Below are 25,632 nucleotides of genomic sequence, written 5' to 3'. Positions count from 1 at the left end.
AAGGCGGCACTGGATAATTGGACACACTGGATAATTGGACCTGGCCCACGGTCCTGTCCCGGCCGCACGGAGCCGACCGCTTCGATTCGACACCGAGAAGACCGGACAACATCACGCTAATCTGATCCGTGCCGTGTTTCGTACGGCACGAGGGATAGGCGTGCTGGATGGGTTCCATACTGTTCGGGCGGCAAGCGGAGCAGTCCGTCATAGACGAGTTGCTGAAGGGCGGGTCCGGCGCGCTGGTCGTACGCGGCGAGGCGGGCGTCGGCAAGTCGGCTCTGCTGGAGTACGCGGGCGCGGCGGCGCGGGCACGGGTGTTGCGGGTCGCCGGTGTCGAGTCCGAGGCCGATCTTCCGTTCGCCGCGCTGCACCGGCTGCTGCGCCCAGTGCTCGATGAGGTGGAGGCGTTGCCACAGCAGCAGGCGAACGCGTTGCGCGCCGCACTCGGTATGGGTGACGTCGTGCACGGCGACCGGTTCCTGGTCGGGCTGGCGACGCTCGGCCTGCTGGTGGAGCTGTCGGCGGCGAACCCGGTGGTGTGCCTGGTCGACGACACGCAATGGCTGGACGGTGAATCTTCCGACGCCCTGCAGTTCGCCGCCCGCCGCCTGCATGCCGAGCCTGTCATCATGCTGTTCGCCTCGAGGAGCGGGTGGTGCTCGGGGGACGATTGCCCCGCATGGGATTTGCCCGAGTTGCGGCCGGGTTGCCTTGACGACGAGGCTGCCCGCACGCTCCTCCACGATCAGGCCTCGGACCTGCCGCCCGCCGTCCGGGACCAGATCGTCGCCGAGGCGATGGGCAATCCGCTCGCCCTGATCGAGCTGCCCCGCATGCTCACCGCCGAGCAACGCAGAGGCGCACTGGTCCTGCCGCCCTTTTCTCCGGGTGCCGCACAGCCTGTGACGGACAGGGTGCTGATGGGGTTCCGCGCGCGGATCGCAGCGCTTCCGGAGGGCACTCGTTCCTGCTTGCTGGTGTCGGCGTTGGAGCACATCGACGAGTTGGATGTGCTCGCGCACGCGATCGGCTTGCTCGGCGCTTCGCTGGAGGACTTCGCTGTGGCCGAGCGGGCGGGCTTGGTCGGGGTGAGCCCGGACGGTGTCGCCTTCCGGCATCCGCTGGTGCGTACCGCGGTGCTGCTGGCTTGCGACATCGCCGCCCGGATGGACGCGCACCGGGCGTTGGCCGCGGCGGTAGACGCCGACCGACGCGCTTGGCATCTCGCTGCCGTCGCCCTCGGGCCCGATGGGGAATTGGCCGAGCAGCTCGAAACTGTGGCGCTGCGTGCGCGGCAACGCGGTGGGCAGGCGGCGGTGTCGGCAACCTACGCTCGCGCGGCCGAGCTGTCCACCGAACCCGGTGCGGCTGTTCGCCGGTGGACGGCCGCGGCCGAGGCCGCGACCGAAGCGGGCCTGTGGCAACGCGCGGGTGAACTGGTGGACCGGGCACGACGCCAGGCCGAGGCGGCGACACCGACGGGCGATGTCTTGGCACAGCTCGCCTACGTACGCGCGAAATTGGAACTCCGGTCGGATCGGCCCTTGGCGGCCGTGCGGCTCATGCACGAGGGGGCCGAGGCCGCGGACGACATGCTAGCCAGGCTGTCGCTGGTCGCGCTGGCGGGCTACTACACCTGGGCCAGCGCCGCCCATCCGGATCAGCTCGCGCTGGCTCGCCGCTCCGAGGAGATGTGCCCGGAGGGTGAAGGACTGCCCACCACGGTGCGCGCGGCCAACCGCGCGTTGCGCATCCTCGTCGAGGGCACGCCCGCGACCGCGGCCGATTTCGTGATTCCGGCCGATCACCTACCACCGGAGTTGCGTTACCTCATCGCGTTTCAGGACCTGGCCCGCGCAGGCGCACACAGCATGCTCGAGCGCGCGACCGGACTCGTCGAGGAATGCCGGGCCGAAGGACGACTTGGACGCATGCCTCAGGCCATGACGCTCCTCGCCATCGCCCAGCTGTTCAACGGCCGACACCAATCCGCGCGGGCGACGGCAACCACGGGCATGGCCTTGGCATCCGATGTCGGCCAGCCGATGTGGCGCGGTTACCTGGCGGGCCTGCACGCCTGGCTGTCCGCGGTCAGTCGGGCGGAGGCCGAGTGTATCTCCTTGACGGAACAGGCGATTCGGGGCGCGGACCACCGGGCTTGGATGCCGGCCGCCTGCTGGGCCGAGTACTCGCGGGTGATCCTCGATCTCGGGCGGGGTCGCTACGACTCGGTGCTCGATCGAGTGGACCAGGCGATGACCGGTCCCACCCGCCACGCCTTCCTGTGGTGGTATTCGTGGCCGGACTACATCGAAGCCGCTGTCCGGCTGGGCGATTCGCAACGGGGCCACGATCGGCTGAAGCCCCTCGCGGACTGGGTCGAGAGCACCGGCCAAGCGGCGGCGCTCGCCATCCTGCACCGGGCCCGTGCGCTGCTGGCCCCCGACAGCGCCGCGGAGGAGCTTTTCGAGCGATCCCTGGCGCTGCACGCCGAACACCGGCAACCCTACGACGAGGCACGTACCCGCCTGGTGTACGGAGAGTGGTTGCGCCGCAACAGGCGTCGCGTCGATGCACGCCCGCAACTGCAAGCCGCCATGGAGACCTTCGACCGGCTCGGCGCGGCCGTCTGGTCGGACCGCGCCGCCGCCGAACTGCGCGCGACCGGACATTCCGTGCCCAACCATTCCCGCGTGAGCGATCCGCTGATCGTGCTGACGCCGCAGGAACTTCAGGTAGTCCGGCTGGCCGTCACAGGCGCATCCAACCGCCAAATCGGCGCGCAGCTGTTTCTCAGCCCGCGCACCGTCGCCTATCACCTGTACAAGGCATTCCCCAAGCTGGGCATCACCTCACGCGCGGAGCTGGCCAGGCTGGTGTCGTGACCCCCGAACAGCACCTCACCGCCAGTCGGATGACGGAAGCGATCCCGAACGCCTCTGGCTAGCGTCGGCGTCATGAAGCTGATCAATGACCACGCGGCGATCAAGGCCCGCGCACTGCCCCCGACCGACGACGGATTTATCATGCTGGCCGGCGAGGTCGGCTCCTGGCGTGGCCCCTTCGCGTCTGCTCCGATCCAGCTGGCCGCCCGCCTCGCGGCGCTCACCGCGGGCATAGAGGCGCGCGAGGTAAACGTGTTCCGCGCGGTCCTGCGGCCACCGGGCGAGGGCGACGAGGTGCTGGCCGCCAAGGGCCTCCAGCCCGCGCGCTTCGACCTCGTCGTGCTGATCCGCACCGCGTCCGTGGAGGCCGCGCTGGAGCTGCGCGAGAGCGCCGCCTACAAGGAACTTGTCGAGACTCTCAGCGCGGCCGCCCGCCGGACCCACCAGATCGTCGCCGACAACGCCGGGCTGCTCGGCGACGTGGACCACAGCCGAGACCACTGCTTCCTGTTCAACTACTTCTACGCCAACGACCGCGAGACCCTGCTGAAGGTGTGGGAGTACACCGCAGGGTGGTTCCAGGCCAAGACCGCGCTGCCCAACTCCGCACTGATGCGGCCAGTGGAGGGGGAGCCCGCAGACTACGGGCTCGTCAACCACGCCAGCTGGCCGAACTGGCGGACCTTCCTACCCAGCCTGATCTTCCGGCCCACCTTCCGCAGCTTCGTACTGGCCAACTTCAAAGCCAACGGCATCGCCGCGCAGCCGATTATCTATCGCCGGTTTTGACCTGTTCATCGCCGCATCAGCCACATCGGATACGGGGCCGTATGGGACGGTCTGCTCTGCCATCGCCGCGCAGCCCCTTCGCTCTGGAATCCACCGAGATCCGTTGTGCCACTGCCGGTGTGAACCCAGCCAACAGCGTGCGGAGGGCGACATCGCGGCGTGAACCTCAGCAAGTCACCGGTCGACTACCGTGCTGACGGTGATCACCTCTTGGCCGCCGGTCCGGGAGACAGTGATCGACAGCTCCCACTCGCCACCCATGACGAACACCTCCTCCGCAGCGACGAAGTGGCCGGGCTCGGCTTGGACGGTGTCGACCGGCGGCAGCGCGTGACCCATGCTCGGCATGACCGCCGCCATCGTGACCGTGTCGGCGTCACCGGAAGTCACCCGCACCTCGAGCGGATCGACAGGCAGCACGCTGACGCGTGTATCGCGTGCCCGCCGCCGCCACGTACTCGGGGGCGCGGCCGAACCAATTCGTCGCGACGGCGAACAGCACACCCGACAGGAGAAGACAAGCGGCCAGCAGGAAATACGTGCGCTTCACCGGTTCACCTCCACGGTGAAGGGCCGGGTCACGAGTCGGCCTTCGGCGGCGTAGTGGGCCCAGTCACCGGACTTCCGGCCGTCGGCGTGGCCGGGGTGAGGCGGGGTTCGGCAGGGTCATGGACTGGGGGCGTCCGGCTGGGCGGCACCGGAGACCTCGAAGGCACCGGAGACCAGTTGCCCGCCCGACTCCTGCCGCTCGAACTCGGCGTAGGCGAGGTAGCGGCCCGGCTGCGGGACGCGCCACCTCTCCTCGGTGAGCAGAGAAAGCCGAATCGCTACCACCAGGGCGGCTCCAATTGATTTCTCGGGGCATCGGCAACGCCCGAACCTGCCTTCATGTTCTGGTCCAATCGAGCGTTGGCCACCATGCCCTCGAGTCGACTCGGCGACTGGCCGATCAGGCCAGCCTTCGACCGACCGGCTGACCACACAATGGCGATCAGCATCGTCAGAACAGGGAACACTACCCAGAGCACCAACACCGTCAGCACGATCTCGGACGGATGCGCCGACTCACCCTCGCTGAGGGAGTTCGCTGGTTGGTCATGGAGCATTGAATCCCAGGCGAGCAGAAGAACGAAATCCACGATGAACAGCAAGCAGCCGCCGATGATCATCGCGGCTCGCGCCGTAATCGCGCCGACGAACAGCGCTATGGCCGCCGCCCCGACAATGATTGCTTTGCTCGAGAAGACGCCGTTCTGTCCAGCCGGAACCTCCTCGTCGGGCATGCCGGCGATCAACATCACCACACCGTAGAGCAGGACCAGTATGGCGGCGACGCAACTGCCCAAGCCCGCAAGAGTCCTCGCCCCCACCTCTACCGATTTCACGAGATGAGTACAGCAAAGCGATGTGGGGATTCGGTGAGGAACTCGGTCAGAGATGGAGCCGGCGCACAGCCACCCCAACACCTCTGGGCCCGGTCGACCTGGCGGCAACACCAACCCCGCCTCAGCCAACTACCCGGCGCTGCGGCCCACCCGCTCACCTGACTGCCGTTGCAGTATTGAGTAGCCGCTGATCGCGCGGGCTGTTACGGGCCTTAGGAGTGCAGAGTCGGCCCTGCTCGCCGGGGTGAGATGTCGGTTACACACTCCTCGAATGCCCGCATACGGAGAGGGAGACGACGATGTCACCTCTCCGTACTCCCTACAGCAGCCCCATGATTCGACGCGGCGAGAACGCGGATCGTGGTTGATCGGGTAGGCAGTGGTCGAACCGCCACTACCGGTCCGCGGACCCGGGACACGGGTTCCGGCGCGGACGGATGTCCCCAGATCGGTCTTCGACCACATCGCTACCACCGAACTCGGCGGTCCCCTCAGGGAACCTGCCCATGAAGCTCGCAGCATGGCTTCGACAAGTAATCATCGGGCGCCGGTGCGACCGACTGCAACAGGCTCCAATCGAAGTACGCCCAGTAGGTGAGCCTTTTCCGGAGTCTGGATCGCTGGCGACGAAGGCGTAAACATCGCCCACAGCGCCGAAACCGTCAACATTCTCGAGTGGACCGAAGACGCTGCGGTCGAACTCTCCGACGGTGCATGACCACGGTGCCAGGTCTTCCAGGGACTCGAGCCGAGGCGATGGCACCTCCCGGCGGCGAACGAACCGTCTGAATATGACTGTGGTGGGCCAGACCTGGGTCAGCTCGATTTGCAGGCCGGGCCAGAACGCCAGATCCCACCGTGCGTAGCGCATCTGGCGGCCCTCTTGAGGTTCGTCGGCAGCTTCCCAATCCGGCACACCGCAAGCTGTTTTGTATTCGTCGAGAGTGGTGGGGATTGCCCATCGACGCCGGTCCGCGGCGACCTCGGCATCGGCGCGCGACGCATCGACTGCATCGAGCACTGCCTGCGGCTGAGCCGGGGCACTTTCACACATCGGAGCCAGCATCGCCAACTGATACTCGCGAAAAGCCAGCGCGGCCTCTTCCATCGATTTACCCCCTGCAAGCCAGCAACGATAGCGACGAACGTAGCAGCCGTCGGCCCAGCTGAGGTCATACGTAGTAGGCCACGCGGTCAGCCGAACGCACCATCATGCCGATTCCAGGACGCTCAGCCCGACGCCTTGCGGGCGCGCTATCAGCCGTGAGCGACGACCGCCCGAACCGCGGACTGGTGGATTGGCGCTCGCCCTTTGAACTGTACCGAGATCGAGAACTTGTCGGGTCGCTTGTCAGCTACTGGTCCGGAAGGCCCTGGGCACCTGACGTCGTCGAGGACGGCGATCCCGGCCAGGCTGAACCCTCGGACGAAATGCCTTGGGCTACTGGCGTAGTCGAAGATGACGATCATGACCGGCGCTTCACAATCGAGGGTGTGGTGGTATCCGACGGTTCGAGGTGTTGGTTACGAGACGCGAGCGTCATAAGTGGCGCGGTAAAAGAGGACCTCGTCCATATGGCTCTGCGCCCATGATCTGAGTCCGCGGGTCAGGTGGTGGAGGGAGAGGCCCAGGTCGGTCACCTTGTAGGAGACGGTGACGGGGACGGTTGGCGTCACGGTGCGGGTGATCAGGCCATCACGTTCCAGCGACCGCAATGTCTGGGTCAACATCTTCTGGCTGACTCCCGCCAGCAGGCGCGAAATCTCGGAGTAGCGCATCGCCCTCGCATCGCTCACCACAGCGGGCTGGTCGGAAGCGTCGCCCCCGAGCGCGCATAGAACGAGCACAACCCACTTGTCCGAGATCCGGTCGAGCAGTTGGCGACTGGGGCATGCCGCCATGAACGCGTTGTATTCCACCTTGGCCTGCGCTCGTCGCTGAGCGGCGTTTGTCGTCCCCAACCTGATCACACCTATTCCTGAGAGTGAGTTACGCACCTTGAAGTGCCTACTTCCCGATAGGAAGTAACTCCCCAATGATGGTCCGTGGTGGCGAGACGCGCCACCTCGGATCAGAGAGCAGAACGAAGCACGATGAACGCATCCCCCACCTCACTTCCCGGCGGCACCTGGAATCTGGACGATTCGCCCGTCACCCGCTTCGGCTACGGCGCGATGCAGCTCGCGGGCCCGTGGGTCATGGGCCCGCCCGCCGACCACAACGGTGCCCTGGCGGTACTGCGCGAGGCAGTCGAGGCCGGGATCACCCACATCGACACCAGTGTCGCTTACGGCCCGCAGGTCACCAACGAGCTGATCCGCGAAGCCCTGCACCCCTATCCTCGGTCGTTGTTCATCGCCACCAAGGTAGGGGCGAACCGCGACGCGCAGGGCGGGTGGCCCACAGCCCGGCGGCCCGAAGACCTGCGCAAGCAGGTCCACGAGACCTTGCAGTCCCTCGGTCTCGAGGTACTCGACCTGGTCAACATGCGGATGGGCAATGCCGAAGGCCCCCAGCCCGGCTCGCTCGCAGAGGCGTTCGGGACGCTCGTCGACCTCCAGCAGGAAGGTCTGATCCGCCACCTCGGCGTCAGCAACGTCACCACCGAGCAGGTCGCCGAGGCGCAGCGCATCGGACAGATCGTATGCGTGCAGAACATGTACAACCTCGCCCACCGCCACGACGACGACCTCATCGACCGGCTCGCCGCCGCCGACATCGCCTACGTACCGTTCTTCCCCCTCGGGGGTTTCACGCCGCTACAGTCCGCGGCGCTGTCGGGAGTCGCCGACCGGCTGGGGGCAGCACCGATGTCCGTCGCGCTGGCCTGGCTACTGCAGCGCTCCCCGAACATCCTGCTGATCCCGGGCACGTCATCGACTGCGCATCTGCGCGAGAACATCGCCGGCGCCGGGCTCGCCCTCTCCGGCGAGGACGTGGCCGAACTGGACAGCATCGGCCGCTGACCAGTCAACGGGAAGCGTCGGGAAGCAGCGTCCGACGTGAACGACGCTAGTCCTGGTCGGGGTCTCTCCCGCGTGACCTGACCACTTTCTGTCGACTGGACGAGCTCGGGCTCGAATTCACCGGCCAGCTGCCAGCTCGACGTCGCTACTCGCCGTCTCTCTACCCCATACAACCATCGACGCGAAGATCTGCCGGACCCACCGCGGGCTGTCGTGGGCCCATTCACATCTGGGAGAGAGCACCTGATCACGTGGGTTCTGTGACCACACGTTGATGTTCATACCAGATTCCAGGGACAGTCGATCCGTTCGGCAACGGCTGCGGTCGCCGGTCCACTACCGTTGCGCCGATCTTGTCGCAGATGCGCTGTACCGCGAGATTCGACTCGTTCGTGCCGATCTCGACGCCGGTATATCCGGCGTCGTGAATCGCGTCGACGAGTGCCGCCACCGCTTCGCTCGCATAACCGGCTCCCCGGTGACTGGGGCCGATCCACCAACCGATGGAACGCGACGACGTCTCGTCGCCGGTGGGGTGCACAGTTGCGCCACCGATCACGCTTGCGTCCGACCGCGACTCGAACACGAGAAGCCCTGGAGTCGGGTGGCCGCCGCCGATCGCCTTGATCAGTGCCCGGCCATGTCGTTCTGTCCAGCCGTTGCCGGCGAGCATCGCATCGTCGATCGTGGCTTCGAGCGAGACTGCGTCCTTCGGCGCCGGTCGGCGCAGGGTGAGCCGCGAGGTTTCGATGTCCCGCAGCACGTCGTAGCGCGCACTGTTTTCCTTCTTGGCGACTTCGCTGACGCGCCACGCCCAGAGCCAGCCCGCGACGAGGACGGTGGCCACCATGAGCAGCAGCCAGACTACAACGATCAGTTCGGTTGCGGTGGAGGGTAATCCGGCCCTCACTGCAACTCCGATGAGTGCTGCGGGAAACCCGACGAGTGCGATCGATTTCGCCAGCCCAAGGGTGGCATGCCGGGGCCAGCGCTGAAAGGTCGCTTTGGCAGAGGCGATTCGCCAGGTGGGGAACATGCGCGAACGATATTCGATTCCGTCGTACCCGTCACGGATCCGAACATCGCGTTCTCGTTCGGCCTGGATTCCCGGCTGAGGAGTGGCTGACCTGAATCCGAGCTCGCAGCAGTTGACGCAACATAATGCCGACGAGCGGATGAGCGGCTGTCAACCGGCGAATTTCGCGATGGCCTGGGCGGTTACCGGGGTGAAGAGGTTGATCAGGTTGCCGTCGGGGTCGCGAAACAGCAAAGACCGGTTCCCCCACGGCATCGTCGTGGGCTCGTTGACGAAATCCTCGACCGTATCTCGCAACCGCCGGTAATCGGCATCGACGTCGGGGACCAAGAATTCGATGATCGCCGTGTGATTGTCGGCTGGGTGCGCGCTGCCCGCGGCGAACAGCGCCACGGTGCGGGTGCTTCCGATCGCGAGGGTGCCAGCCGGTGTGACGATTTCGGCGAAATCCGGTGTAGCCCAGTTTGCTTCGACGCCGGTCACGTGGTGATAGAAACTGACCAGCCGCTGGATGTCGTTGGTGATCAGACGGATCGAGACGAGCTTCATTGTGTGCTCCTGCTGTCGGATGAGGCGGAGGTTCCACCGCCGCACGCCACGGTAGAGCCGATACCGGACAGTTTCCGCCCGGTATGGATGCGAGAATTTCCCGATGACGCGCCCCACCGCCCGAGTGCTGGCCCTGCTCGAGCTGTTGCAGACCGGCGGTACTCATACCGTCGGCGAACTCGCCGGACGGCTCGGCGTCGATGAACGCACCGTCAGGCGATACGTCACACATCTCACCGACCTGGATATCCCGGTCCGATCGGTGCGGGGCCGCTACGGGGGATACCGGCTCGCTCCCGGATACCGAATGCCACCGCTGATGCTGACCGACGACGAGGCGGTGGCCGTGTTACTCGGACTCCTCACCAGCCGGTCGACAACTGCCACCTTCGCAGCCGACAGCGCGACGGCCAAACTCCGCCGCGTCCTACCCCCACGTCTGACGGCCCGGCTGGACGCACTGATCAACACCGTCGAATTCACCGCCGACGCCCGCCCGGACGTCGCTGTCGAGACCGCCGTCCTCCTCCTGCTCGCCGAAGCCACCCGCGAACACCGATCGGTCGCAATGGATTACACCGACCGCGACGGCCGGCCCAGCGAGCGCACCGTGCACCCGTACGGGCTCGTCGAGCACTCCGGCCGGTGGTACCTGACGGGACAGGACAGCAGCAGTGACGAACTACGCCAGTTCCGGCTCGACCGCATCACCGCGGTGACCACATGACCCGGAACATTCACTCCGCCCGCCGGATTCGAGCCGACCGCACATCTGCTATCAGCACTTGCCACTGCACCCTATCGGCACGATGTGTCGGTCCGAGTCCAGGGCACACTCACCGAGATCCGCCTGCTGCTGCCCGCCGCAATCGCGACCGTGCAGGAGATCGACTCACCACCCTCTGACACCGACCCATGGGTCCGGGCCCGAATCCGGGCCGAACAACTCGACTGGATTCCCCCACTCCTCGCCGGCATGAACCGCCCGTTCGTCATCGGGGGTCCGGCGCGAAGGGCGTCGGGCATGACCATTCGCGGGCAGGTTCGTGCTCGAGCTATGGCACCGTGAGTTCCATTCTCGACAATCGGTCGTCATCTGCGACCGCGTCGATCCTGGCGATGCGCTCGCCCACGAATCGCATGGTCATTACCAGCATCAGCGTGCCGCGCGGTGCCAGCACCATGCCCGGCTCGCCGTCGAGCATGATCGCGCGGGCAGGCTGCGCCCTACCGCAGAACGCTTCGGCGAGGACTCGGCCACCGTCGATGTCGGTCCCCGCTCCCAGCAGGCGTGCGGCCTCGTCCGTGCGGTAGGTCGCGTCCGGGTCGAGCATCGCCAGCAGCGCTTCGAACTCGCCGTTTTGTGCGGCGCGCAGGAACACCTCGACGGCTCGGTATCGCCGCATCCGGTTGTCGCTGCCCGACCCGGGGTTGCCTCGCACCCGCCCGCGCGCCCGGCTGGCGATCCGCTGCGTCGTCTCGGGACTGCGGTCGACGATCGCGGCGATGTCGGCGAACGGTACGGCGAACAGGTCATGCAGGACGAAGGCGATCCGTTCGGTCGGTGAGAGTTTGTCCAACACCACCAGCAGCGCCAGGCCGACGGAGTCCGCCAGCAGGGCCTCCTCCTCGGGATCGGCCCGAAGCCGCGGGACGAGGCCTGCGCCGTGTTCGTCGAGGGAGTCCTCGCGGCGCGATTCGCGGGACCTGAGCATGTCCAGGCAGACCCGGCCCACCACGGTCGTCAGCCAGCCGGCCAGGTTCGCGACGCCGCTGGTGTCGGCGCCGGCGGCCTTGAGCCAGGTCACTTGGATGGCGTCGTCGGCCTCGCTGAGCGACCCCAGCATCCGGTAGGCCACTGCCCGCAGGTGGCTCCGGTGTTCTTCGAAGCGCTTCGCGAGCAGTTCGTTTCCGTTCATGTGTCTGGTTTCCTCGCCGTCACCCGTCAGAGCAGCAGGAAGCCATTCCGACATGAATAGTGGAGGCAGTCAATCATGAACGTCGCTTTGTGGATCGTCGCCGGAGTGCTGGCGGCCGTGCTCCTTGCCAGCAGCGCCAAGCTGGTGATCCCCAAGGAGAAGATTCTGGCCGCCGGTAAATATGCCGCGTGGGCCGAGGATTTCAGCCCGGCTGCTCTGAAAGCTCTTGGCGTCGTGGACCTTATGGGGGCAGTGGGGCTGATCCTGCCCGCCGTGCTCGACATCGCACCGATCCTGGTGCCGGTGGCGGCGACCGGCACGGCCCTGCTTTTCGGCGGGGCGATCATCGTGCGGATCCGGCGCGGATTATGGGCCACGGCCGTCGCCGAGGTGCTCTACCTGGCCATGGCCGTCTTCGTGGCCTGGGGCCGTTTCAGCCTCGAACCCTTCGCCTGACTCGGCTGGCCGCCGGAACCACCATCAAAGGAGAAACCACATGACCACGACTCCACAATCAACCTCGACACTGATCACCGGAGGCAACAAAGGACTTGGTTTGGAGACCGCCCGCCGACTCGGAGAACAAGGCTGGACGATCTTTCTCGGCTCACGTGACCCTGGACGAGGACGAACAGCCGCCGACCAACTGAGCGCCCGCGGCGTCAACGTGACCATGGTCCCGTTGGACGTGACCTCGGACCAGTCCATGGCCGACGCTGTAGGCCTCGTCCGACAGCACACGGACCGGCTGGACGTACTCGTCGACAACGCGGGCGCCGCAGGCAACATCGTTACCCCCGAGGAGGTAACGGTCGCGGAGGTTCACTCCGTATACAACACCAACGTTTATGGGCCGATCAGGGTCACCAAAGCGTTCCTCCCCTTGCTACGAGTGGCCGACAACCCACGAGTCGTGATGGTGTCCAGCGCCATTGGATCCATGACGATCGCGACCGACCCCACGCACCCCCTGCGACATTCCACGAGCTCGCCTACAGCTCCTCCAAAGCAGCACTGAACATGATCACCATCAGGTACGCCCAAGCCCTCCCGGAGATCAAGTTCAACGTTCTCACACCCGGAGAGATCGCCAACCGCAAATGCACCGCCATCGACATCAACAACCACACCGGCCAACTGACCGTCACCGAAGGCACCGACCCGATCATCGAACTCGCGACCATCGACACCGACGGACCGACCGCAACCTTCATCGACCGCCTCGGCCCCCTTTCCAGCCACACCCGCACGGTAACCCGGTGGGACGCAAGCCATTAGCGAGCCACGCCAATACTGCTGGCGGGCAGCCGCTTAGAGAGCCTCCCACCGGGTACCTGGGACTGATCCTGGCCGGGACCAAGTCCTACCACCAGTCTTAAGTAGCCGCCTATCGAGCGGTCGGACAGCCTGTCTGGCACTCGAAACGCTTCCTGGGCGCTGACTGAATCGGCCGACCCGGTTGGTGGTGGAACCGAGAGAGGAATTCTGAGCCGTTCTTCGCGCTGCTCAGGCGAAATGGAGTAAGGTTACGGGGCCTGTTCCGAGCAGTATCTCTATCACCGAGTTCAGGAAGATTCATATCCTCGACGGAGACGGGAGCGACGACGTTAACAGCGGAGGGCATGCGCCTGGGACAGGCATACCAGGTAAGACCGAATTCCCGGACAATAAGACTTGGACGGACGACCACATTATCAATAGCATTCAAGATGTTGCTAAGAATCCCGATCAGGTTCCTGTTCTTCAGAAGCACGGAACTTGGTTGGTCACTGGTACGCGGGATGGTGTTGTCATAGAGGTCGTCGTCGACACGTCGGGCAACATCATCACGGGCTATCCGGTCAGTGGTCCGGGCGTGTATAAGAACGACGCAAATGGCAACCCGATCAAATAGAACTTAGGTGACACTGATGGATTCTGATGATAGGCCCAGCATTCGGCGCAAAAGGCGACAGTTCACTCCGGAGCAGAAGGCTAAATTAGCCAAGCTGAACAACGATTCCCGGGAACTTCTAGAACGGTTCTCGGACCGCCTTCGGCCCGAAGCGCTAGCTCAGTACCGGACTTTCAATGAGGTCGGCGAGTGGACGTTGTTGATCGATAACCTTTGCGCCACTCTGGTGAAAGATCAAATTTTGGTCAGCGCGGCCGAGCGTGATGCCTTAGCTGATCTCCTGCCATTGTTTGGAAACCCTAGAGAAAATTCCTCCATGTTTTATATAGAGAGTTATGAGCGGGTGCTTGCGGAGTTGAATGTGGGCCACGAATAGAGCTGGATGGCGAAAGCCGCTGATTCGAGGGTGAGCAGGTGGGCGCGACCGGGCAGGATGAGGTCATGGACGCGGACAAGGCCAAGCAACTGCACGAGACCTGGGAAGCGATGAAGCGCAAGCTCGACGAGACAATGGACACCCACGGCCAGGAGCTCACCGAGGCGCTGCACCGGCTTGACGGCGACGACAAGCTGGTCAATGACCTTCGGATGAGAGGGGCCGAGTCCACGGTGCGGATGCACAGCCTCGCCGACCACGTGGTCTTCGCCGGCCTGCCCCCGCTCCATTTTGGGTCCAGCGCCTCGAATCCATGCGCGTTGAAGTCGTGAATCACTTGCCGCACATAAGCTTCCGAGACCTGCATCAACTTCGCGATCGCCCCGACCGGTTGATGCTGGGCCGAGGCCATCACCACCACCGTCCGCCGCATCCGCACCGGCACCTTGCTACGCCGGGCGATCTGGGCCAGCTTGCGACCCTCCCTCCGGAGTCACCGCTCTGCCGAACACATCCGGCTTGCGAGCCACCGGCATCACCTCCACCGGCAGCATCGCCGGTCAAGGCCTCCGGTTCAACCCGCCACCCCGGCGATTACCGCATCAACCTTCCCGGACAAGGCACTAGCCCGCCAGCTGCCACGCTGGCGTGCTCGTTGCAGGCCAGCGGTTTCGGCCACGAATCCCCGAACTCGTGTCAGCCGCTGGGCGATTCCGCACGGTCCGAAGCGGCCAGCGCTGGGCTATGGAAGATCCACTGGCCCTACTCCTCTTGGTCGGCCAAACGCACCATATTGCCGATGATCGTGCATGTTCTTCGGCCGTTTTGGGACAGCTGGCAACCCTTGGCGGATGGATCCGGATGTCCCTGTAACGATCGAACTGTCGCCGGACGGCCAATAGCTCTGGTGTGGCTACGCACGACCGCGTCGTCGAGCCGCCGCTTCAGCCTTCGGCCCAGCCTTCGGCGTTGGAGAAGCTTTCCCGGGTGATTCCGGAGCCGGTGTCGGGGAAGTCCCCGAATCGTTCGTTATGGATGTGGGCGAAGAGGTAGCACATAGTCTCGCACTCCGCGTCGGGCACGGCCATCCCGGAATCCGCGACAACCGCGTCGTAGTAGTCCCGGCCCATCGCCACGATGAACCCGCGGCAGTAGAGGAACCCGTCGTCTGAGCCGTCGGTGATCTCGTGGATATCGGCCCGGTCGATGTCGTAGAGCTTGCGTTCGACCACCCGGTCCAACGCGGTCAGTTCCGCGGCCGACATCTCGCGCCCGAGTGTGCGCAAGCCCTCGAGAAATGCGCCCTGATGCTCGTGCAGCGCATAGGCTGCCTCATCGTTATCATTGTCCAGCAATGCTTTCCGCAGCTCGGCAGGCTCGCTGCCGACCAGCCCCCAAGCCGACTCGACAAGGCTCCAGAACTTCGCCTCGTCAGCGGCGGTCGGGAATTCACTCATTGCGCGGATGCTACGCGAGCATGCGATTCGATCTGATCCGATGCCGCCCTCAGCCGAGGGTCGCCAGCGGCCCTCTCTCTGTATCCAGGCTCTGAGCACTCGCCTCGAAGGCGAACTTGCTGCGACGAGGCCCTGCTGGTACGCACTGATCTGCCGATTATGGCCTTGATCGACGCGCCAGCCCGAACAAGATCATCGGTCTTATCAGTGACGCCTCGCGTTGGATTGGGCCTCGACAAGCGCCTGAAGTGCGGCATGGGGGAAGGGCCTACACCACTCCTTCAGGTAGCCGTCGTCGCCGTGTTGCCGTGCTACTTCCTCGAACGCTCCGATCACAGTGCACACGAGATGATCAAGAGTCTGGTTGGTGGACCACAGCTCTGTTACGGCGGAGTCCGGGTCGTCACTGTACTCCCGTCCCACCAGGCGGATATGTACCTTTGAGTCCGTGCTGTCGAACAGCCAGATGTAGGCATTCGGCTCGGCTTCGAAAAACACTTGGGCAGTAGCGTCCCCGCTCCGGAGGCTGGCCACAGCGTTGAGCATGTCTTCCGGGGCTTCGGTGAGATAAGACGCGATAGCTTCGGCCTCGTTGCCGTTGCCGTTGCCGTTGTCGGAAACGTGAACACGAACCCAGCCTGTGCCAGCGAGCTCCCAGGTCATGGTCATGTCTGCCATCTGCACTCCTTAACGCATCTCCGTCCCGGCTATTCGCGGTCGAGGAGGTGATTCTTCCGCAGAATGTCCGGAAATGCCGCTGGGCGGGCGATCTGAGGAGTGAGATCCACTGCGGTGCAGACCGTCCGATGATGCCGCGGGACGCGCGTATCCCTGGTGAGAGACCCGACCTCATGTCGCGTGGACGACAGAATCGCATCTCTGGATCGGCTCGGTGGGCCAACTGAACTGCATCCTGTCCGCCTTCACGGCCTCAGCCACATGACATCTCAACCATCCGCACATGCCGAGGTTCGTGCGTTTCACGCGGCCGCGGTACCGAAAGGCATCGAATACTGTTCGGTATCCGTCATGCTGTTGCGGCTGGGCATGATCCCGACTGGGCGAGCAGGTTGGTTGAAAAGTGGCGGCTTCGTGAGGGGTATGCGTGCAAGCTGATCAAATGGGTCACAAAACCGATTCTGAGGCGCGGCTCGCAGTGGTCGAAGAATGGCTCGCGTCACTTCGCCAGGGCCTGGTCATCGGCGACTTGACGTGGGAGGCCGTAGCAACACGGCAGCGGACCAGGAGAGCGAGTTGAAGGGTGAGCTGAAGAAGCGCGGCGAAGCTCTCGGGTGGGGGAAACGTGTGTCCCCGCCTGCGGACTGGGTCGCGGAGCGAACCGGCAGAGGGCCGCTCTATCGCTATCTTCACAGCGCTACGAGTAGGTCGCTGCATTTTTCGATGGGCGAAGCCATGAGGAACGGATGGGGTGAGCCCGGGGGGATACTCGCCACCATCAAGCCCGAGTTCCGGAGTAACCGAGCTGATTTCGCCCTCTATCAGCTTCCCCGACTGTTCCAGGACACACTGGTTACGTGCGACTCGCTGCATGAAGCGGCTGGGATCGAATTCGAGGTCGAAGATGAGGGGCAAGCGAAACGAATTCTCACCGCGAGTGAGAGCCTCGCAGCGTGCTGCGCTATACCGCTCATACACGCTCACGAGTGGAATCTGGGTCCTGACGGTCCGGTCGGATCTCGGGTCGAGATTGATGCCCCACTTCAAGGAGATTGACCGGACGGACGCGCCGTATGTCTGCGCTGTTCGTGCGGCCCGGAACTGCTGGTAAGACCCAATACCCAGCGCCCAGCGGAACATCCGCTACTGCCGCCTATCGCGCGGTCGGACAGCCTGTCTGGCACTCGAAATGCCTCCTGGGGCTGACTGAATCGGCCGACCCGGTTGGTGGTGGAACTGAGAGAGGAATTCTGAGCCGTTCTTCGCGCTGCTCAGGCGACATAGAGTACGTAGTGCGCACATCTGGCCGGGGTCAGCGCGGACTACTTCACCCGCCTCGAACAAGGCCGGGAACGCAGGCCGCCGAGGCGCTGGCCGCCGCGCTATAGCTGGACGAGGACGCGCGCGGGCACCTGTTCCGGCTTGCAGGACTCGGCCCGCGAGCGCGGGCGGTTTCCGACGACCGCGTCGATCCGAGCCTGCTCGAGCTGGTCGCCGCCTGGCCACATAAGCCAGCGGTCGTCTACAACCGCGCCTACGACGTCCTGGCCGCCAACGCCATAGCCGACGCGCTGTTCGCCGGTTGGCGCCATTTCCGCAATCTATAGATAGATGCGCATATCCAGATAGTGAAATGACGATCGCTCCACGCGCGCGTCGCCGAGGCGCGGCGACCTCGATGCTTACTTCCCGGTTAGTCCCAGACCGGAAAGCAACCTCTTGTCGCCTCTCGAGATGACGTGCGAATGTCTCTGCGGGTCACAGTGATTCACGATCGAAAGGCTGAAGTGACGACAGGCGCTGCGAGTGTCATCCGGACACCGGTGACGGTTATCGGGCTCGGGCTCATGGGGCAGGCGCGAGACGCCGCGGCGTGGTCCGGCGAGCACGGCGCGCACCTGCTGCACGAGAGCGCGGTACAAGGCGTCGACATGGAGCGGGCGATCGCCGCCGGGCACGGCACGAACTCCTACGCGGCGATGCTCGAGCTGTTTCGGAAGCCGTGAGGCCTGCTGCCGAAACGACGACTCCGACGTTCAGCTCGCCGCGGGCGCATAGGCTCGGAACATGGTGGATGATGCCGATCTCCGGTACCTGCGGCGTTGCGTGGACCTCGCGCGGGAGGCGCTCGACGGCGGGAACGCGCCGTTCGGGTCCCTGCTCGTCAGCAAGGGCCGGGTCGTGGCGGAGGAGCGGAACGAGGAAGGCGGTGGGGATCCGACGCGGCATCCGGAGCTCGCACTGGTCTATTGGGCCGTCGCCAACCTCGAACCCGCCGAACGCGCGGCCGCGACCGTCTACACCTCGGGCGAGCACTGCCCGATGTGTTCGGCCGCGCACGCCTGGGCAGGTCTGGGCCGGATCGTCTACGCCAGCTCGGCGGCACAGTTGACCGAGTGGCTCGGCGACCTCGGGGTTCCGCCCGCGCCGGTGCGGTCGCTGCCGATCAACGAGGTCGCACCGGGCGTCCCCACCGACGGTCCCGCACCCCAACTGGCGGGTGCGATGCGCGAACTACACCGACTCCACCGCACACCCCGGGGCTGAAACCCGATCGGACGCGCTACTGCGGCCGAAGCACCACGATCCCCGGCGTAGACCGCACGTAGTCGAGCAACGGCGAATCCACCACCTGGTTGTGCGCGGCGAGCGAGGACGCGTTCCGGAACACCGGACCGTTGGGCGTCATCACGAAGATGCCGACGTGAGTGACGTCCAGACCGGGCTGGTCGGCGTACGCCCCGATGTAGTCGCCGGTCCGCAGCTGGCCGATGATCTGCTGGTCGACCGTGGCGCTCGGAACGTAGGTGATGTCGCGGGCTACCACCGGCAACCCGGGAAGATACGTCCCCCCATCCCCTTTCGCATTGAGCTGCTTGGCGACGGTGACCGCGGCGGCGCTCAGCGACGCGGTGATGTCGGTCGCGGCGGTTCTCGGCGCGTGCGCCCAATCGGTGAAGAAGTGCTTGCGGTTGCGGAAGTCGACCTGACCGCCCGCGTAGCGGGTCTCGATCAGGTTCGCCACGAACTGATCGCGATCGGCGGATCTGGTCAGCGCCTCGACGTAGTCGAGATAGGTGAAGCAGTCGACCCGACGCAGATCGACGACAAGCTGCTCCGGCTGCGTCGCGGAGCCGACCAACATGTTCGCCTGGTACGGCGTGCCGAGGAAGCGGCTCGACAGCAACTCGATCAGCTCCCCCTTGGTCGCACCGGGAGCGCCTGCGCGCAAGGCCAGCAGCTCGTCGATCTTGCGCGCGCTGGCGTCGTCGATGGTCGCCGCGTTCGGCGCTCCCACCGCCGCGGGCAGCGTCGGCGCCATGCCGCATACGACGGCGAGCAGAACGAGCAGTACGCGGGCGATGGTGCGCAAGACGCCTCCCGAGAGTCGATCGGTGCACGAGTGCGGTAACCACCGTAGCCCGCTCCCCCGCCGGTTCGAAGCCGAGAATTTAGTTGCTTAGCTCAAGCAATTGAAATATAGTTGCTGACTGCAAGCAATTGATCTCGTGCGGGGAGCGGATATGCCGGTGTCACCCGATACGGCGCAAAGCCTGATCAAGGAGCTCTACCTGATCGGCAGAGCCATCCGGATCGCCCTTCTGCATCCGGAGGAAGGACAACTACTGCCCGGCGGCATCGGCGTGCTCGGCACGCTCGAATCCAAGGGGCCGTGCCGCCAGGTCGACCTGGCCGTCGACCTGTGCATCAGCGCGTCCGCGCTGAGCAGGCACGTCACCGAACTGGTCGGCGCGGGCTACATCAGCCGCCACGCCGACCCGAGCGACGGCAGGGCCACCCTCATCCGGGTCACCGACGAAGGCCGCGACCTGCTCGGCCGGGTCCGAGCCTCGCGAGCGCGCGGCCTGCAAACCGCCCTCGCCGACTGGAGCGAGGACGAGGCCGAGCAGGCCTGCGAGTCGGTACGCAAGCTCAGGAATTCGCTCGCCACGCACGCGCAGCACGCGGGAACGGCGCACCCCCAGCCGGTTTCGAAGGAGAGTCAGGGAGCAGATGTCTAGTTCAGTCGAGACGCCCACGCGGCGCGATCCGGCCGCGATGACCCATCGCGAGGTACTCGAGGCGATGACCGGTCTGCTGGCCGCGCTGTTCACCGCCCTGTTGAGCACCACGATCGTCGCCACCGCGCTGCCCACGATCATCGGCGATCTCGAGGGATCCCAGACCGCGTACGCGTGGGTCATCACCACGGCCCTGCTGGCCAACGCGGCGTCCACCCCGATCTGGGGCAAGTTCGCCGACCTGTTCAACAAGAAGCTGCTCGTGCAGTCGGCGATCGTCATCTTCGTGATCGGCTCGATCGTCGCCGGGTTCGCCCACAATGTGGCACTGCTGCTGGTCGCCAGGGTGATCCAGGGCGTCGGCATGGGTGGGTTGACCGCGCTCGCGGTCGCGATCATCGGCACCATCGTCGCGCCGCGCGAACGCGGCAGGTATTCCGGCTACATGGGCGCGGTGATGGCGGTATCGATGTCGGGCGGCCCGATTCTCGGCGGCGTCATCGTCGACAGCCCGCTCGGGTGGCGCTGGTGCTTCTTCGTCTGCGTGCCGCTGGCCGTGATCGCGCTGGCGCTGCTGCACCGGACCCTGCGGCTGCCCACCGAACGCAAGACGGGCGTCTCCATCGACTGGCTCGGCGCCGCGCTGCTCACCGCGGGCGTCTCTGTGCTGCTGATCTGGGTGTCGTTCGCGGGCAAGGCGGGCTACTACGAGTGGGTCTCGCGGGAGTCGGCGCTGTATGTGGGCGCGGGCGTGCTGCTGCTCGTGGCGACCGTGTGGGTGGAGGCGCGCGCCAAGTCGCCGATCATCCCGCTGCCGATCGTCACCGAACGCACGACCGGCCTGGCGATCATCGCCTCGATCGCCGTCGGCGTCGGCATGTTCGGCGCGACCACCTTCCTCGGCCAGTACTTCCAGACGGCGCGCGGCTATTCCCCGACCGCGGCGGGCGTGCTCAGCATCCCGCTGGTCGTCGGCATGCTCATCGCCTCGGTCGGCTCGGGGCAGCTGATCACCCGCTTCGGCAAGTGGAAGCGGTTCGTGGTCGCGGGCGGCGCGCTGCTCGTGGTCGGGTTCGCACTACTGTCGACCATCGATCACGCGACGAACCTGTGGCTGGTCGGCGGGTACACCGTCATCGTCGGTCTCGGCGTCGGCATGATGATGCAGAATCTCGTTCTCGCCGTGCAGAACACGGTGAGCGTGCACAACATCGGCGCGGCGTCCAGCAGCGTCGCGTTCTTCCGCACCTTCGGCGGCGCGATCGGCGTCTCGGTGCTCGGTTCGGTGCTAGCCACCCGGGTGAGCGAGCTGTCCACGGAGGGATTCGCCAAGCTGGGCATCCACACCGGCGCCTCCGGCGGCAGCAACCTGAATCTCGACGCGCTGCCCGGACCCGTCGCGGCGATCGTGCGCACCTCCTACGGCGACGCGACCGGCCGCATCTTCCTCATCGCCGCGCTGGCGACGTTCGTCGCGCTGATCGCCACCGCGCTGCTGCCGAATCGTCCGCTGCGCAACACGATCGACATCGATCCGGCGATGGATCCGATGCGTGCGAACGCCGAGGGCACTCCCCCGGCCGTCGAATCGACCGGCGACAAGGTTCGGGTACTCCAGAACTGAGCGACCAAGGGGCGGCTCCGAAAGAGTCGCCCTTCTCGCCGCGAGGCAGCCACTCGGTTCCGCACGGCAGGGGCGGCGCGGACGTCGTCATCGACAGTTGGCGCCCGCTCTGGAAGCCCCGTGCCTGCACGCCGAGCCGCGTTCTGTCACCTCCGCGACCGGGCACGAAAACCACAGAGTTCTCTCACGAGTTCTCGGAGCCAGAGCGCGACCCGGCCCAGTAGCATCCGCGGAATACGAGAGGAGATCGCGCATGGCTGGTGGGCGCAACGGATTCCTGCTGCTCGGCGGTGTGGCATCGGTCGGGGCGGGTGCGTTGCACCTGTTCGCCGCAGGACTGCACACCGAGCACGCCACCCTCGCCCGGCTGATGGTCGTGCTGGCGGCGGCACAGTGCGCGGCCGGGCTGCTGGCGTCGGTGAGTGCGCGAAAGGCCGTGCCTGCCACGGTGATAGGGGTGAACCTCGTCGCGGTGGCGATCTGGGGGTACACCCGTTTCGCGGGGCTGCCGTGGCCCGACGGTCTCGGCACGGCGGAGGCCCCGCAACTCCTCGACAGCACGTGCGCGGTGCTGGGGATGCTCGCGATCGCCGGTGCGGCCGTCGCCCTGGTGCGCCCCGGCGCGACCCTGCCCACGGCACCGACCGCGGTCGCCGCCGGTCTGGCCGGGATTCTCGCCGTCGCGGCGATGCTCGGCGGCGCCGGACATGTGCACAGCCACGGCGACGACCACGCCCATGCCGCCGGCGGGGATCACACCGATCACGACCACGGGACCGGCGCCGCGTGGCCGCGGCCATGGGATCCGGCGACGCCGATCGACCTGTCCGGCGTGCCCGGTGTGACCGCCGCGCAGGAGCAGCGCGCGACCGCCTTGGTTCGCAGCACCCTCGACCAGCTGCCCGCGTTCGCCGACGTCGGTTCCATCGGCGCACTGGGCTTCCGCTCCATCGGCGACTCGGCCACCGGCTACGAGCACTTCGTCAACACCGGCTACATCCGCGACGACCGATTCCTCGACGCCGCCTATCCGGAGTCGCTGGTCTACCGGGTCGACGGCGCGAATCGAACCCTGGTCTCGGCCATGTACATCGCCAAGGGCAAGAAGATCGACGACCCCGAGCTGGTGGACTACGGCGGGCCGCTGATGCAGTGGCACGTCCACGACAACCTCTGCTGGAAGGCCGGCGACAACGGTCCCCAGGTCGCCGGGGTCACCGACGCCCAGGGCAACTGCCCGCCCAACTCGGTCAACCCCGGCGCGGGCAATCCGATGGTCCACGTCTGGATCACCGCCCACCAGTGCGGACCGTTCGCCGCCCTGGAAGGTCATGGCGCGGGGCAGGCGGCCACCGGCGCCGACGGCCGTCGCACCGACACCTGTTCACACGATCACGGCGGGCACCGCTGAGCGCTGCGGCAAAGCGCCTGGCTCGCAAGGCAACTCGCCGACGACGTGCGCAAGGCGCGGCGAAGGGTCGGCAGCTACCTTTCAGCTCACGGGGAATGTAACTCTCGCCACGACGCGTGCCGGTTCCTACCGTCGGTAGCCGTGACAGCGAATGTGAGCACGTCGTTGAACGACATCACGGAAGCCACCGCGCGGGCGGTCGCGCAGGATCCCGCCAACGCGCGAGTGGTCTTCCGTGCGTCGGGTGTGCCGGAAGGCACGGTCGGCAGCGCGATCGCCTTGGGCGACTACACGATTCGGGTGGACGAGCCGCCCGCGCTCGGCGGTGCGGGCAGCGCGCCGAACCCGGTCGAGGTCTACTTGGCGTCGCTGATCGCCTGCCAGGTCGTCACCTACCGGTTCTGGGCGCAACGACTCGGCATCACCGTCGACGACATTCGAGTGGCGGCAGAGGGCGATCTCGACGTCCGTGGCTTCTTCGGCATCGACGACACCGTCCGCCCCGGCTTCCAAGCCGTGCGCGTCACGGTCCGCATCACCGGGCCGGAGACCGCCGAACGCTACGCCGAACTCCAGCGAGCCGTGGACGCGCACTGCCCGGTCCTGGATCTCTCGACCGCGCCGACGCCGGTCGAGACCACGCTGATCACCGCCTGACCTTCCGTCCGCCTTCGGGCCCTCTCGCACTGGAGCACTCGATGACCGAATCCCCGCAGCCCGCCGACCCCACCCAGGCGTGGAGCTTCGAAACCAAGCAGATCCACGTCGGCCAAGTGCCGGACGGCACGACCAACGCGCGGGCGCTGCCGATCTACCAGACCACCTCCTACACGTTCCGCGACACCGAGCACGCGGCCGCGCTGTTCGGACTGACCGAAGCGGGCAACATCTACACCCGCATCATGAACCCGACCCAGGACGCCGTGGAGCAGCGCATCGCGGCGTTGGAAGGCGGTGTCGCCGCGCTGCTGCTGGCCTCCGGGCAGGCCGCGGAGACGTTCGCGATCCTCAACCTCGCGTCGGCGGGCGACCACATCGTGTCCAGCCCGCGCCTGTACGGCGGCACGTACAACCTCTTCCGGTACTCGTTGCCCAAGCTCGGCATCGAGGTCTCCTTCGTGGACGATCCGGACGACCTCGACCAGTGGCGCGCGGCGATCCGGCCGAACACCAAGGCGCTCTACGGCGAGACGATCTCCAACCCGCAGAACCACATCCTCGACATCCCCGGCATCGCGGCGGTCGCGCACGACGCGGGCATCCCGTTGAGCGTGGACAACACGGTCGCGACGCCGTACCTGATCCAGCCGCTCGCCCACGGCGCCGACATCGTCGTGCACTCGGCTACCAAGTACCTCGGCGGTCACGGCACCGCCATCGGCGGCGTGATCGTGGACGGCGGCACGTTCGACTGGACCGGCGGCCGGTTCCCCGGCTTCACCGAACCCGACCCCAGCTACCACGGCGTCCGCTACGCCGACCTCGGCGCGCCCGCCTACGCGCTCAAGGCTCGGGTGCAGCTGCTGCGCGATCTCGGCGCGGCCATCTCGCCGTTCAACGCGTTCCTCATCAGCCAGGGCCTGGAAACGCTGAGCCTGCGCGTCGAACGGCACGTCCAAAATGCCCAAGCTGTAGCGGAATTCGTGGTGGCGCGCCCCGAGGTCACCTCGGTGTCCTACGCGGGTCTGCCCTCCTCGCCGTGGTACGAGCGCGGCCGCGCCCTCGCGCCCAAGGGCGTCGGCGCCGTGGTCGGCTTCGAACTCGCGGGCGGAGTGGACGCGGGCAAGCGCTTCGTCGAAGCCCTGACGTTGCACAGCCACGTCGCCAACATCGGCGACGTGCGCTCCCTCGTGATCCACCCGGCCTCGACCACCCACTCCCAACTCACCCCCGAGGAGCAGTTGTCCGCGGGCGTCACCCCGGGCCTGGTCCGCCTCGCCGTCGGCATCGAGCACATCGACGACATCCTCGCCGACTTGCGCACCGGTTTCGCCGCCGTCTGACCGAGTCCTGCCTGTCACGGCGGTCGCCCATGAACGTGACGGGCGGGTGTCCGGGCATGGCCCGAAGATCACAGCCGGGTCGCTCGAACAGCGCCGGGTAGGGAGCGGAACGCCCCGGGATAACTATCCCGGGGCGTATCCGGCCGAACACTCAGTCTCGCGACATCGCCGCTTCGTAGTGCGCTTCGACGTCTACGTAGGCGTCGTCGGCCACGTCGAAGATCACCTTCTCGATTTCACCGCCGGTGAATGCGAATTTGCCGCGGTAGTGGCCGGTTACGGTGTCACCGCCGTCGTAGCCGATGCACAGTCCTTCGCCGCAGAGTGCGAAATTCCCGGTCAGGGTGCGGATTTCCGCGTCGGCTACCGCCTTGTCGTCGATGTGGAGGGTCGCGGTGCCCCAGAACTCGCCGTGGTCACCGGGGCGTTCCTTCTGGAAGTCCACGCCGATGTTGCGACCGGTCAGGAAGGTCGATCGAGTCGGCGAGCACAGAGCGCTGGGGTGCCCTCGCGATTGGACCACTCCCCCGGCGGCCACGCGTCATCCGCAGTGGTGAGATCCGCTTCGTGCGCGAATACCAGCCGACATTCGGACATGAGGCATCCGGCGAACTGCGAGCTACTATCCTGACGA

29 protein-coding genes are annotated in these 25,632 nt (G+C 66.1%); 17 read left to right on the top strand and 12 right to left on the bottom strand.

Annotated features, from left to right (window positions below):
- Positions 1-167: 167 nt before the first annotated feature.
- Positions 168-2,888 carry a helix-turn-helix transcriptional regulator gene (locus FB390_RS18415; protein WP_141810041.1) on the top strand — a complete coding sequence of 907 codons (2,721 nt, stop codon included), beginning with the start codon at positions 168-170 and terminating at the stop codon, positions 2,886-2,888.
- A 72-nt stretch (positions 2,889-2,960) separates the two neighbouring features.
- Complete coding sequence (locus FB390_RS18410; protein ID WP_141810040.1) at positions 2,961-3,677, top strand: hypothetical protein; 717 nt, start codon at positions 2,961-2,963, stop codon at positions 3,675-3,677.
- A gap of 174 nt (positions 3,678-3,851) precedes the next feature.
- Here FB390_RS18410 and FB390_RS18405 read toward each other — a convergent pair whose 3' ends face one another.
- From FB390_RS18405 to FB390_RS18395, 4 genes are all read right to left on the bottom strand, one after another.
- A complete protein-coding gene (locus FB390_RS18405) occupies positions 3,852-4,097 on the bottom strand; it encodes a hypothetical protein (RefSeq protein WP_141810039.1) in 246 nt (81 codons plus the stop codon).
- A 246-nt stretch (positions 4,098-4,343) separates the two neighbouring features.
- Positions 4,344-4,511 carry a hypothetical protein gene (locus FB390_RS33580; protein WP_185757075.1) on the bottom strand — a complete coding sequence of 56 codons (168 nt, stop codon included), beginning with the start codon at positions 4,509-4,511 and terminating at the stop codon, positions 4,344-4,346.
- Positions 4,505-4,975, bottom strand: coding sequence for a hypothetical protein (locus tag FB390_RS18400; protein ID WP_141810038.1), 471 nt, complete (start codon positions 4,973-4,975; stop codon positions 4,505-4,507). The genes FB390_RS33580 and FB390_RS18400 overlap by 7 nt, the downstream gene beginning before the upstream one ends.
- A gap of 1,611 nt (positions 4,976-6,586) precedes the next feature.
- Complete coding sequence (locus FB390_RS18395; protein WP_221639401.1) at positions 6,587-7,024, bottom strand: winged helix-turn-helix transcriptional regulator; 438 nt, start codon at positions 7,022-7,024, stop codon at positions 6,587-6,589.
- Positions 7,025-7,156: 132 nt separating this feature from the next.
- Between FB390_RS18395 and FB390_RS18390 the strand changes: the two genes are divergently transcribed.
- A complete protein-coding gene (locus tag FB390_RS18390; protein ID WP_141810037.1) occupies positions 7,157-8,029 on the top strand; it encodes an aldo/keto reductase family oxidoreductase in 873 nt (290 codons plus the stop codon).
- A 247-nt stretch (positions 8,030-8,276) separates the two neighbouring features.
- On the opposite strand, the gene FB390_RS18385 is transcribed toward FB390_RS18390, so the two are convergent.
- Both FB390_RS18385 and FB390_RS18380 read right to left on the bottom strand, forming a co-directional pair.
- Positions 8,277-9,065, bottom strand: a complete 789-nt coding sequence (locus FB390_RS18385; protein ID WP_141810036.1) for a GNAT family N-acetyltransferase — start codon at positions 9,063-9,065, stop codon at positions 8,277-8,279.
- A gap of 150 nt (positions 9,066-9,215) precedes the next feature.
- Positions 9,216-9,614 (bottom strand): VOC family protein, encoded by a 399-nt coding sequence (locus FB390_RS18380; RefSeq protein WP_141811870.1) that lies wholly within the window; start codon positions 9,612-9,614, stop codon positions 9,216-9,218.
- A 103-nt stretch (positions 9,615-9,717) separates the two neighbouring features.
- Between FB390_RS18380 and FB390_RS34315 the strand changes: the two genes are divergently transcribed.
- Positions 9,718-10,341, top strand: a complete 624-nt coding sequence (locus tag FB390_RS34315; RefSeq protein WP_246124093.1) for a helix-turn-helix transcriptional regulator — start codon at positions 9,718-9,720, stop codon at positions 10,339-10,341.
- A 328-nt stretch (positions 10,342-10,669) separates the two neighbouring features.
- Here FB390_RS34315 and FB390_RS18370 read toward each other — a convergent pair whose 3' ends face one another.
- Positions 10,670-11,533, bottom strand: a complete 864-nt coding sequence (locus FB390_RS18370; protein WP_141810035.1) for a sigma-70 family RNA polymerase sigma factor — start codon at positions 11,531-11,533, stop codon at positions 10,670-10,672.
- A 75-nt stretch (positions 11,534-11,608) separates the two neighbouring features.
- Between FB390_RS18370 and FB390_RS18365 the strand changes: the two genes are divergently transcribed.
- The 5 genes from FB390_RS18365 to FB390_RS18350 all read left to right on the top strand — a co-directional run bounded on the left by FB390_RS18365 (position 11,609) and on the right by FB390_RS18350 (position 13,803).
- Positions 11,609-11,989 (top strand): DoxX family protein, encoded by a 381-nt coding sequence (locus FB390_RS18365; protein ID WP_141810034.1) that lies wholly within the window; start codon positions 11,609-11,611, stop codon positions 11,987-11,989.
- Positions 11,990-12,029: 40 nt separating this feature from the next.
- The gene (locus FB390_RS34310; RefSeq protein WP_246124092.1) at positions 12,030-12,551 is read left to right on the top strand and encodes an SDR family NAD(P)-dependent oxidoreductase; all 522 of its coding nucleotides are present in this window, start codon (positions 12,030-12,032) and stop codon (positions 12,549-12,551) included.
- A 2-nt stretch (positions 12,552-12,553) separates the two neighbouring features.
- A complete protein-coding gene (locus FB390_RS34305) occupies positions 12,554-12,811 on the top strand; it encodes a hypothetical protein (RefSeq protein WP_246124091.1) in 258 nt (85 codons plus the stop codon).
- Between the two features lie 271 nt (positions 12,812-13,082).
- Entirely contained in the window at positions 13,083-13,427 is a 345-nt protein-coding gene (locus tag FB390_RS34870) for an EndoU domain-containing protein (protein ID WP_141811869.1), read from the top strand.
- Positions 13,428-13,443: 16 nt separating this feature from the next.
- Positions 13,444-13,803 (top strand): MafI family immunity protein, encoded by a 360-nt coding sequence (locus tag FB390_RS18350; protein ID WP_141810033.1) that lies wholly within the window; start codon positions 13,444-13,446, stop codon positions 13,801-13,803.
- Here the strand turns inward: FB390_RS18350 and FB390_RS33955 are convergent.
- The 3 genes from FB390_RS33955 to FB390_RS18335 form a co-directional block, all read right to left on the bottom strand.
- Positions 13,727-14,215 carry a helix-turn-helix domain-containing protein gene (locus tag FB390_RS33955; RefSeq protein WP_342780446.1) on the bottom strand — a complete coding sequence of 163 codons (489 nt, stop codon included), beginning with the start codon at positions 14,213-14,215 and terminating at the stop codon, positions 13,727-13,729. The two genes, FB390_RS18350 and FB390_RS33955, sit on opposite strands and share 77 nt — an antisense overlap.
- A gap of 532 nt (positions 14,216-14,747) precedes the next feature.
- The gene (locus FB390_RS18340) at positions 14,748-15,260 is read right to left on the bottom strand and encodes a DUF4240 domain-containing protein (RefSeq protein ID WP_141810032.1); all 513 of its coding nucleotides are present in this window, start codon (positions 15,258-15,260) and stop codon (positions 14,748-14,750) included.
- Between the two features lie 204 nt (positions 15,261-15,464).
- Entirely contained in the window at positions 15,465-15,938 is a 474-nt protein-coding gene (locus FB390_RS18335) for a hypothetical protein (RefSeq protein WP_141810031.1), read from the bottom strand.
- Between the two features lie 1,388 nt (positions 15,939-17,326).
- On the opposite strand from FB390_RS18335, the gene FB390_RS33570 reads away from it, so the two are divergent.
- From FB390_RS33570 to FB390_RS18320, 3 genes are all read left to right on the top strand, one after another.
- Positions 17,327-17,545 (top strand): MmyB family transcriptional regulator, encoded by a 219-nt coding sequence (locus FB390_RS33570; RefSeq protein WP_425465912.1) that lies wholly within the window; start codon positions 17,327-17,329, stop codon positions 17,543-17,545.
- 216 nt (positions 17,546-17,761) lie between these two features.
- Positions 17,762-17,944 (top strand): hypothetical protein, encoded by a 183-nt coding sequence (locus tag FB390_RS33565; RefSeq protein ID WP_185757074.1) that lies wholly within the window; start codon positions 17,762-17,764, stop codon positions 17,942-17,944.
- Between the two features lie 64 nt (positions 17,945-18,008).
- The gene (locus FB390_RS18320; RefSeq protein WP_185757257.1) at positions 18,009-18,485 is read left to right on the top strand and encodes a nucleoside deaminase; all 477 of its coding nucleotides are present in this window, start codon (positions 18,009-18,011) and stop codon (positions 18,483-18,485) included.
- A gap of 16 nt (positions 18,486-18,501) precedes the next feature.
- Here the strand turns inward: FB390_RS18320 and FB390_RS18315 are convergent, their stop codons facing one another.
- The gene (locus FB390_RS18315; protein ID WP_141811868.1) at positions 18,502-19,260 is read right to left on the bottom strand and encodes a DUF1460 domain-containing protein; all 759 of its coding nucleotides are present in this window, start codon (positions 19,258-19,260) and stop codon (positions 18,502-18,504) included.
- A gap of 202 nt (positions 19,261-19,462) precedes the next feature.
- On the opposite strand from FB390_RS18315, the gene FB390_RS18310 reads away from it, so the two are divergent.
- The 5 genes from FB390_RS18310 (at position 19,463) to FB390_RS18290 (ending at position 24,998) form a co-directional block, all read left to right on the top strand.
- A complete protein-coding gene (locus FB390_RS18310; protein ID WP_141810029.1) occupies positions 19,463-19,960 on the top strand; it encodes a MarR family winged helix-turn-helix transcriptional regulator in 498 nt (165 codons plus the stop codon).
- Positions 19,953-21,584, top strand: coding sequence for an MDR family MFS transporter (locus tag FB390_RS18305; RefSeq protein ID WP_246124089.1), 1,632 nt, complete (start codon positions 19,953-19,955; stop codon positions 21,582-21,584). The genes FB390_RS18310 and FB390_RS18305 overlap by 8 nt, the downstream gene beginning before the upstream one ends.
- Positions 21,585-21,837: 253 nt before the next feature.
- Positions 21,838-22,995 carry a hypothetical protein gene (locus tag FB390_RS18300; protein ID WP_141810028.1) on the top strand — a complete coding sequence of 386 codons (1,158 nt, stop codon included), beginning with the start codon at positions 21,838-21,840 and terminating at the stop codon, positions 22,993-22,995.
- 141 nt (positions 22,996-23,136) lie between these two features.
- Positions 23,137-23,652: an OsmC family protein gene (locus FB390_RS18295; RefSeq protein ID WP_141810027.1), complete on the top strand. Its 516-nt coding sequence runs from the start codon at positions 23,137-23,139 to the stop codon at positions 23,650-23,652.
- Positions 23,653-23,693: 41 nt separating this feature from the next.
- The gene (locus FB390_RS18290; protein ID WP_141810026.1) at positions 23,694-24,998 is read left to right on the top strand and encodes a bifunctional o-acetylhomoserine/o-acetylserine sulfhydrylase; all 1,305 of its coding nucleotides are present in this window, start codon (positions 23,694-23,696) and stop codon (positions 24,996-24,998) included.
- 151 nt (positions 24,999-25,149) lie between these two features.
- Here the strand turns inward: FB390_RS18290 and FB390_RS18285 are convergent, their stop codons facing one another.
- A complete protein-coding gene (locus FB390_RS18285) occupies positions 25,150-25,536 on the bottom strand; it encodes a hypothetical protein (RefSeq protein ID WP_141810025.1) in 387 nt (128 codons plus the stop codon).
- Positions 25,537-25,632 lie beyond the last annotated feature (96 nt).

This window comes from Nocardia bhagyanarayanae (assembly GCF_006716565.1).
GTDB classification, from domain to species: Bacteria; Actinomycetota; Actinomycetes; order Mycobacteriales; family Mycobacteriaceae; genus Nocardia; species Nocardia bhagyanarayanae.
The sequence above is the reverse complement of the archived record's forward strand: the minus strand, read 5'-3'. Positions and strand labels throughout refer to the sequence as shown.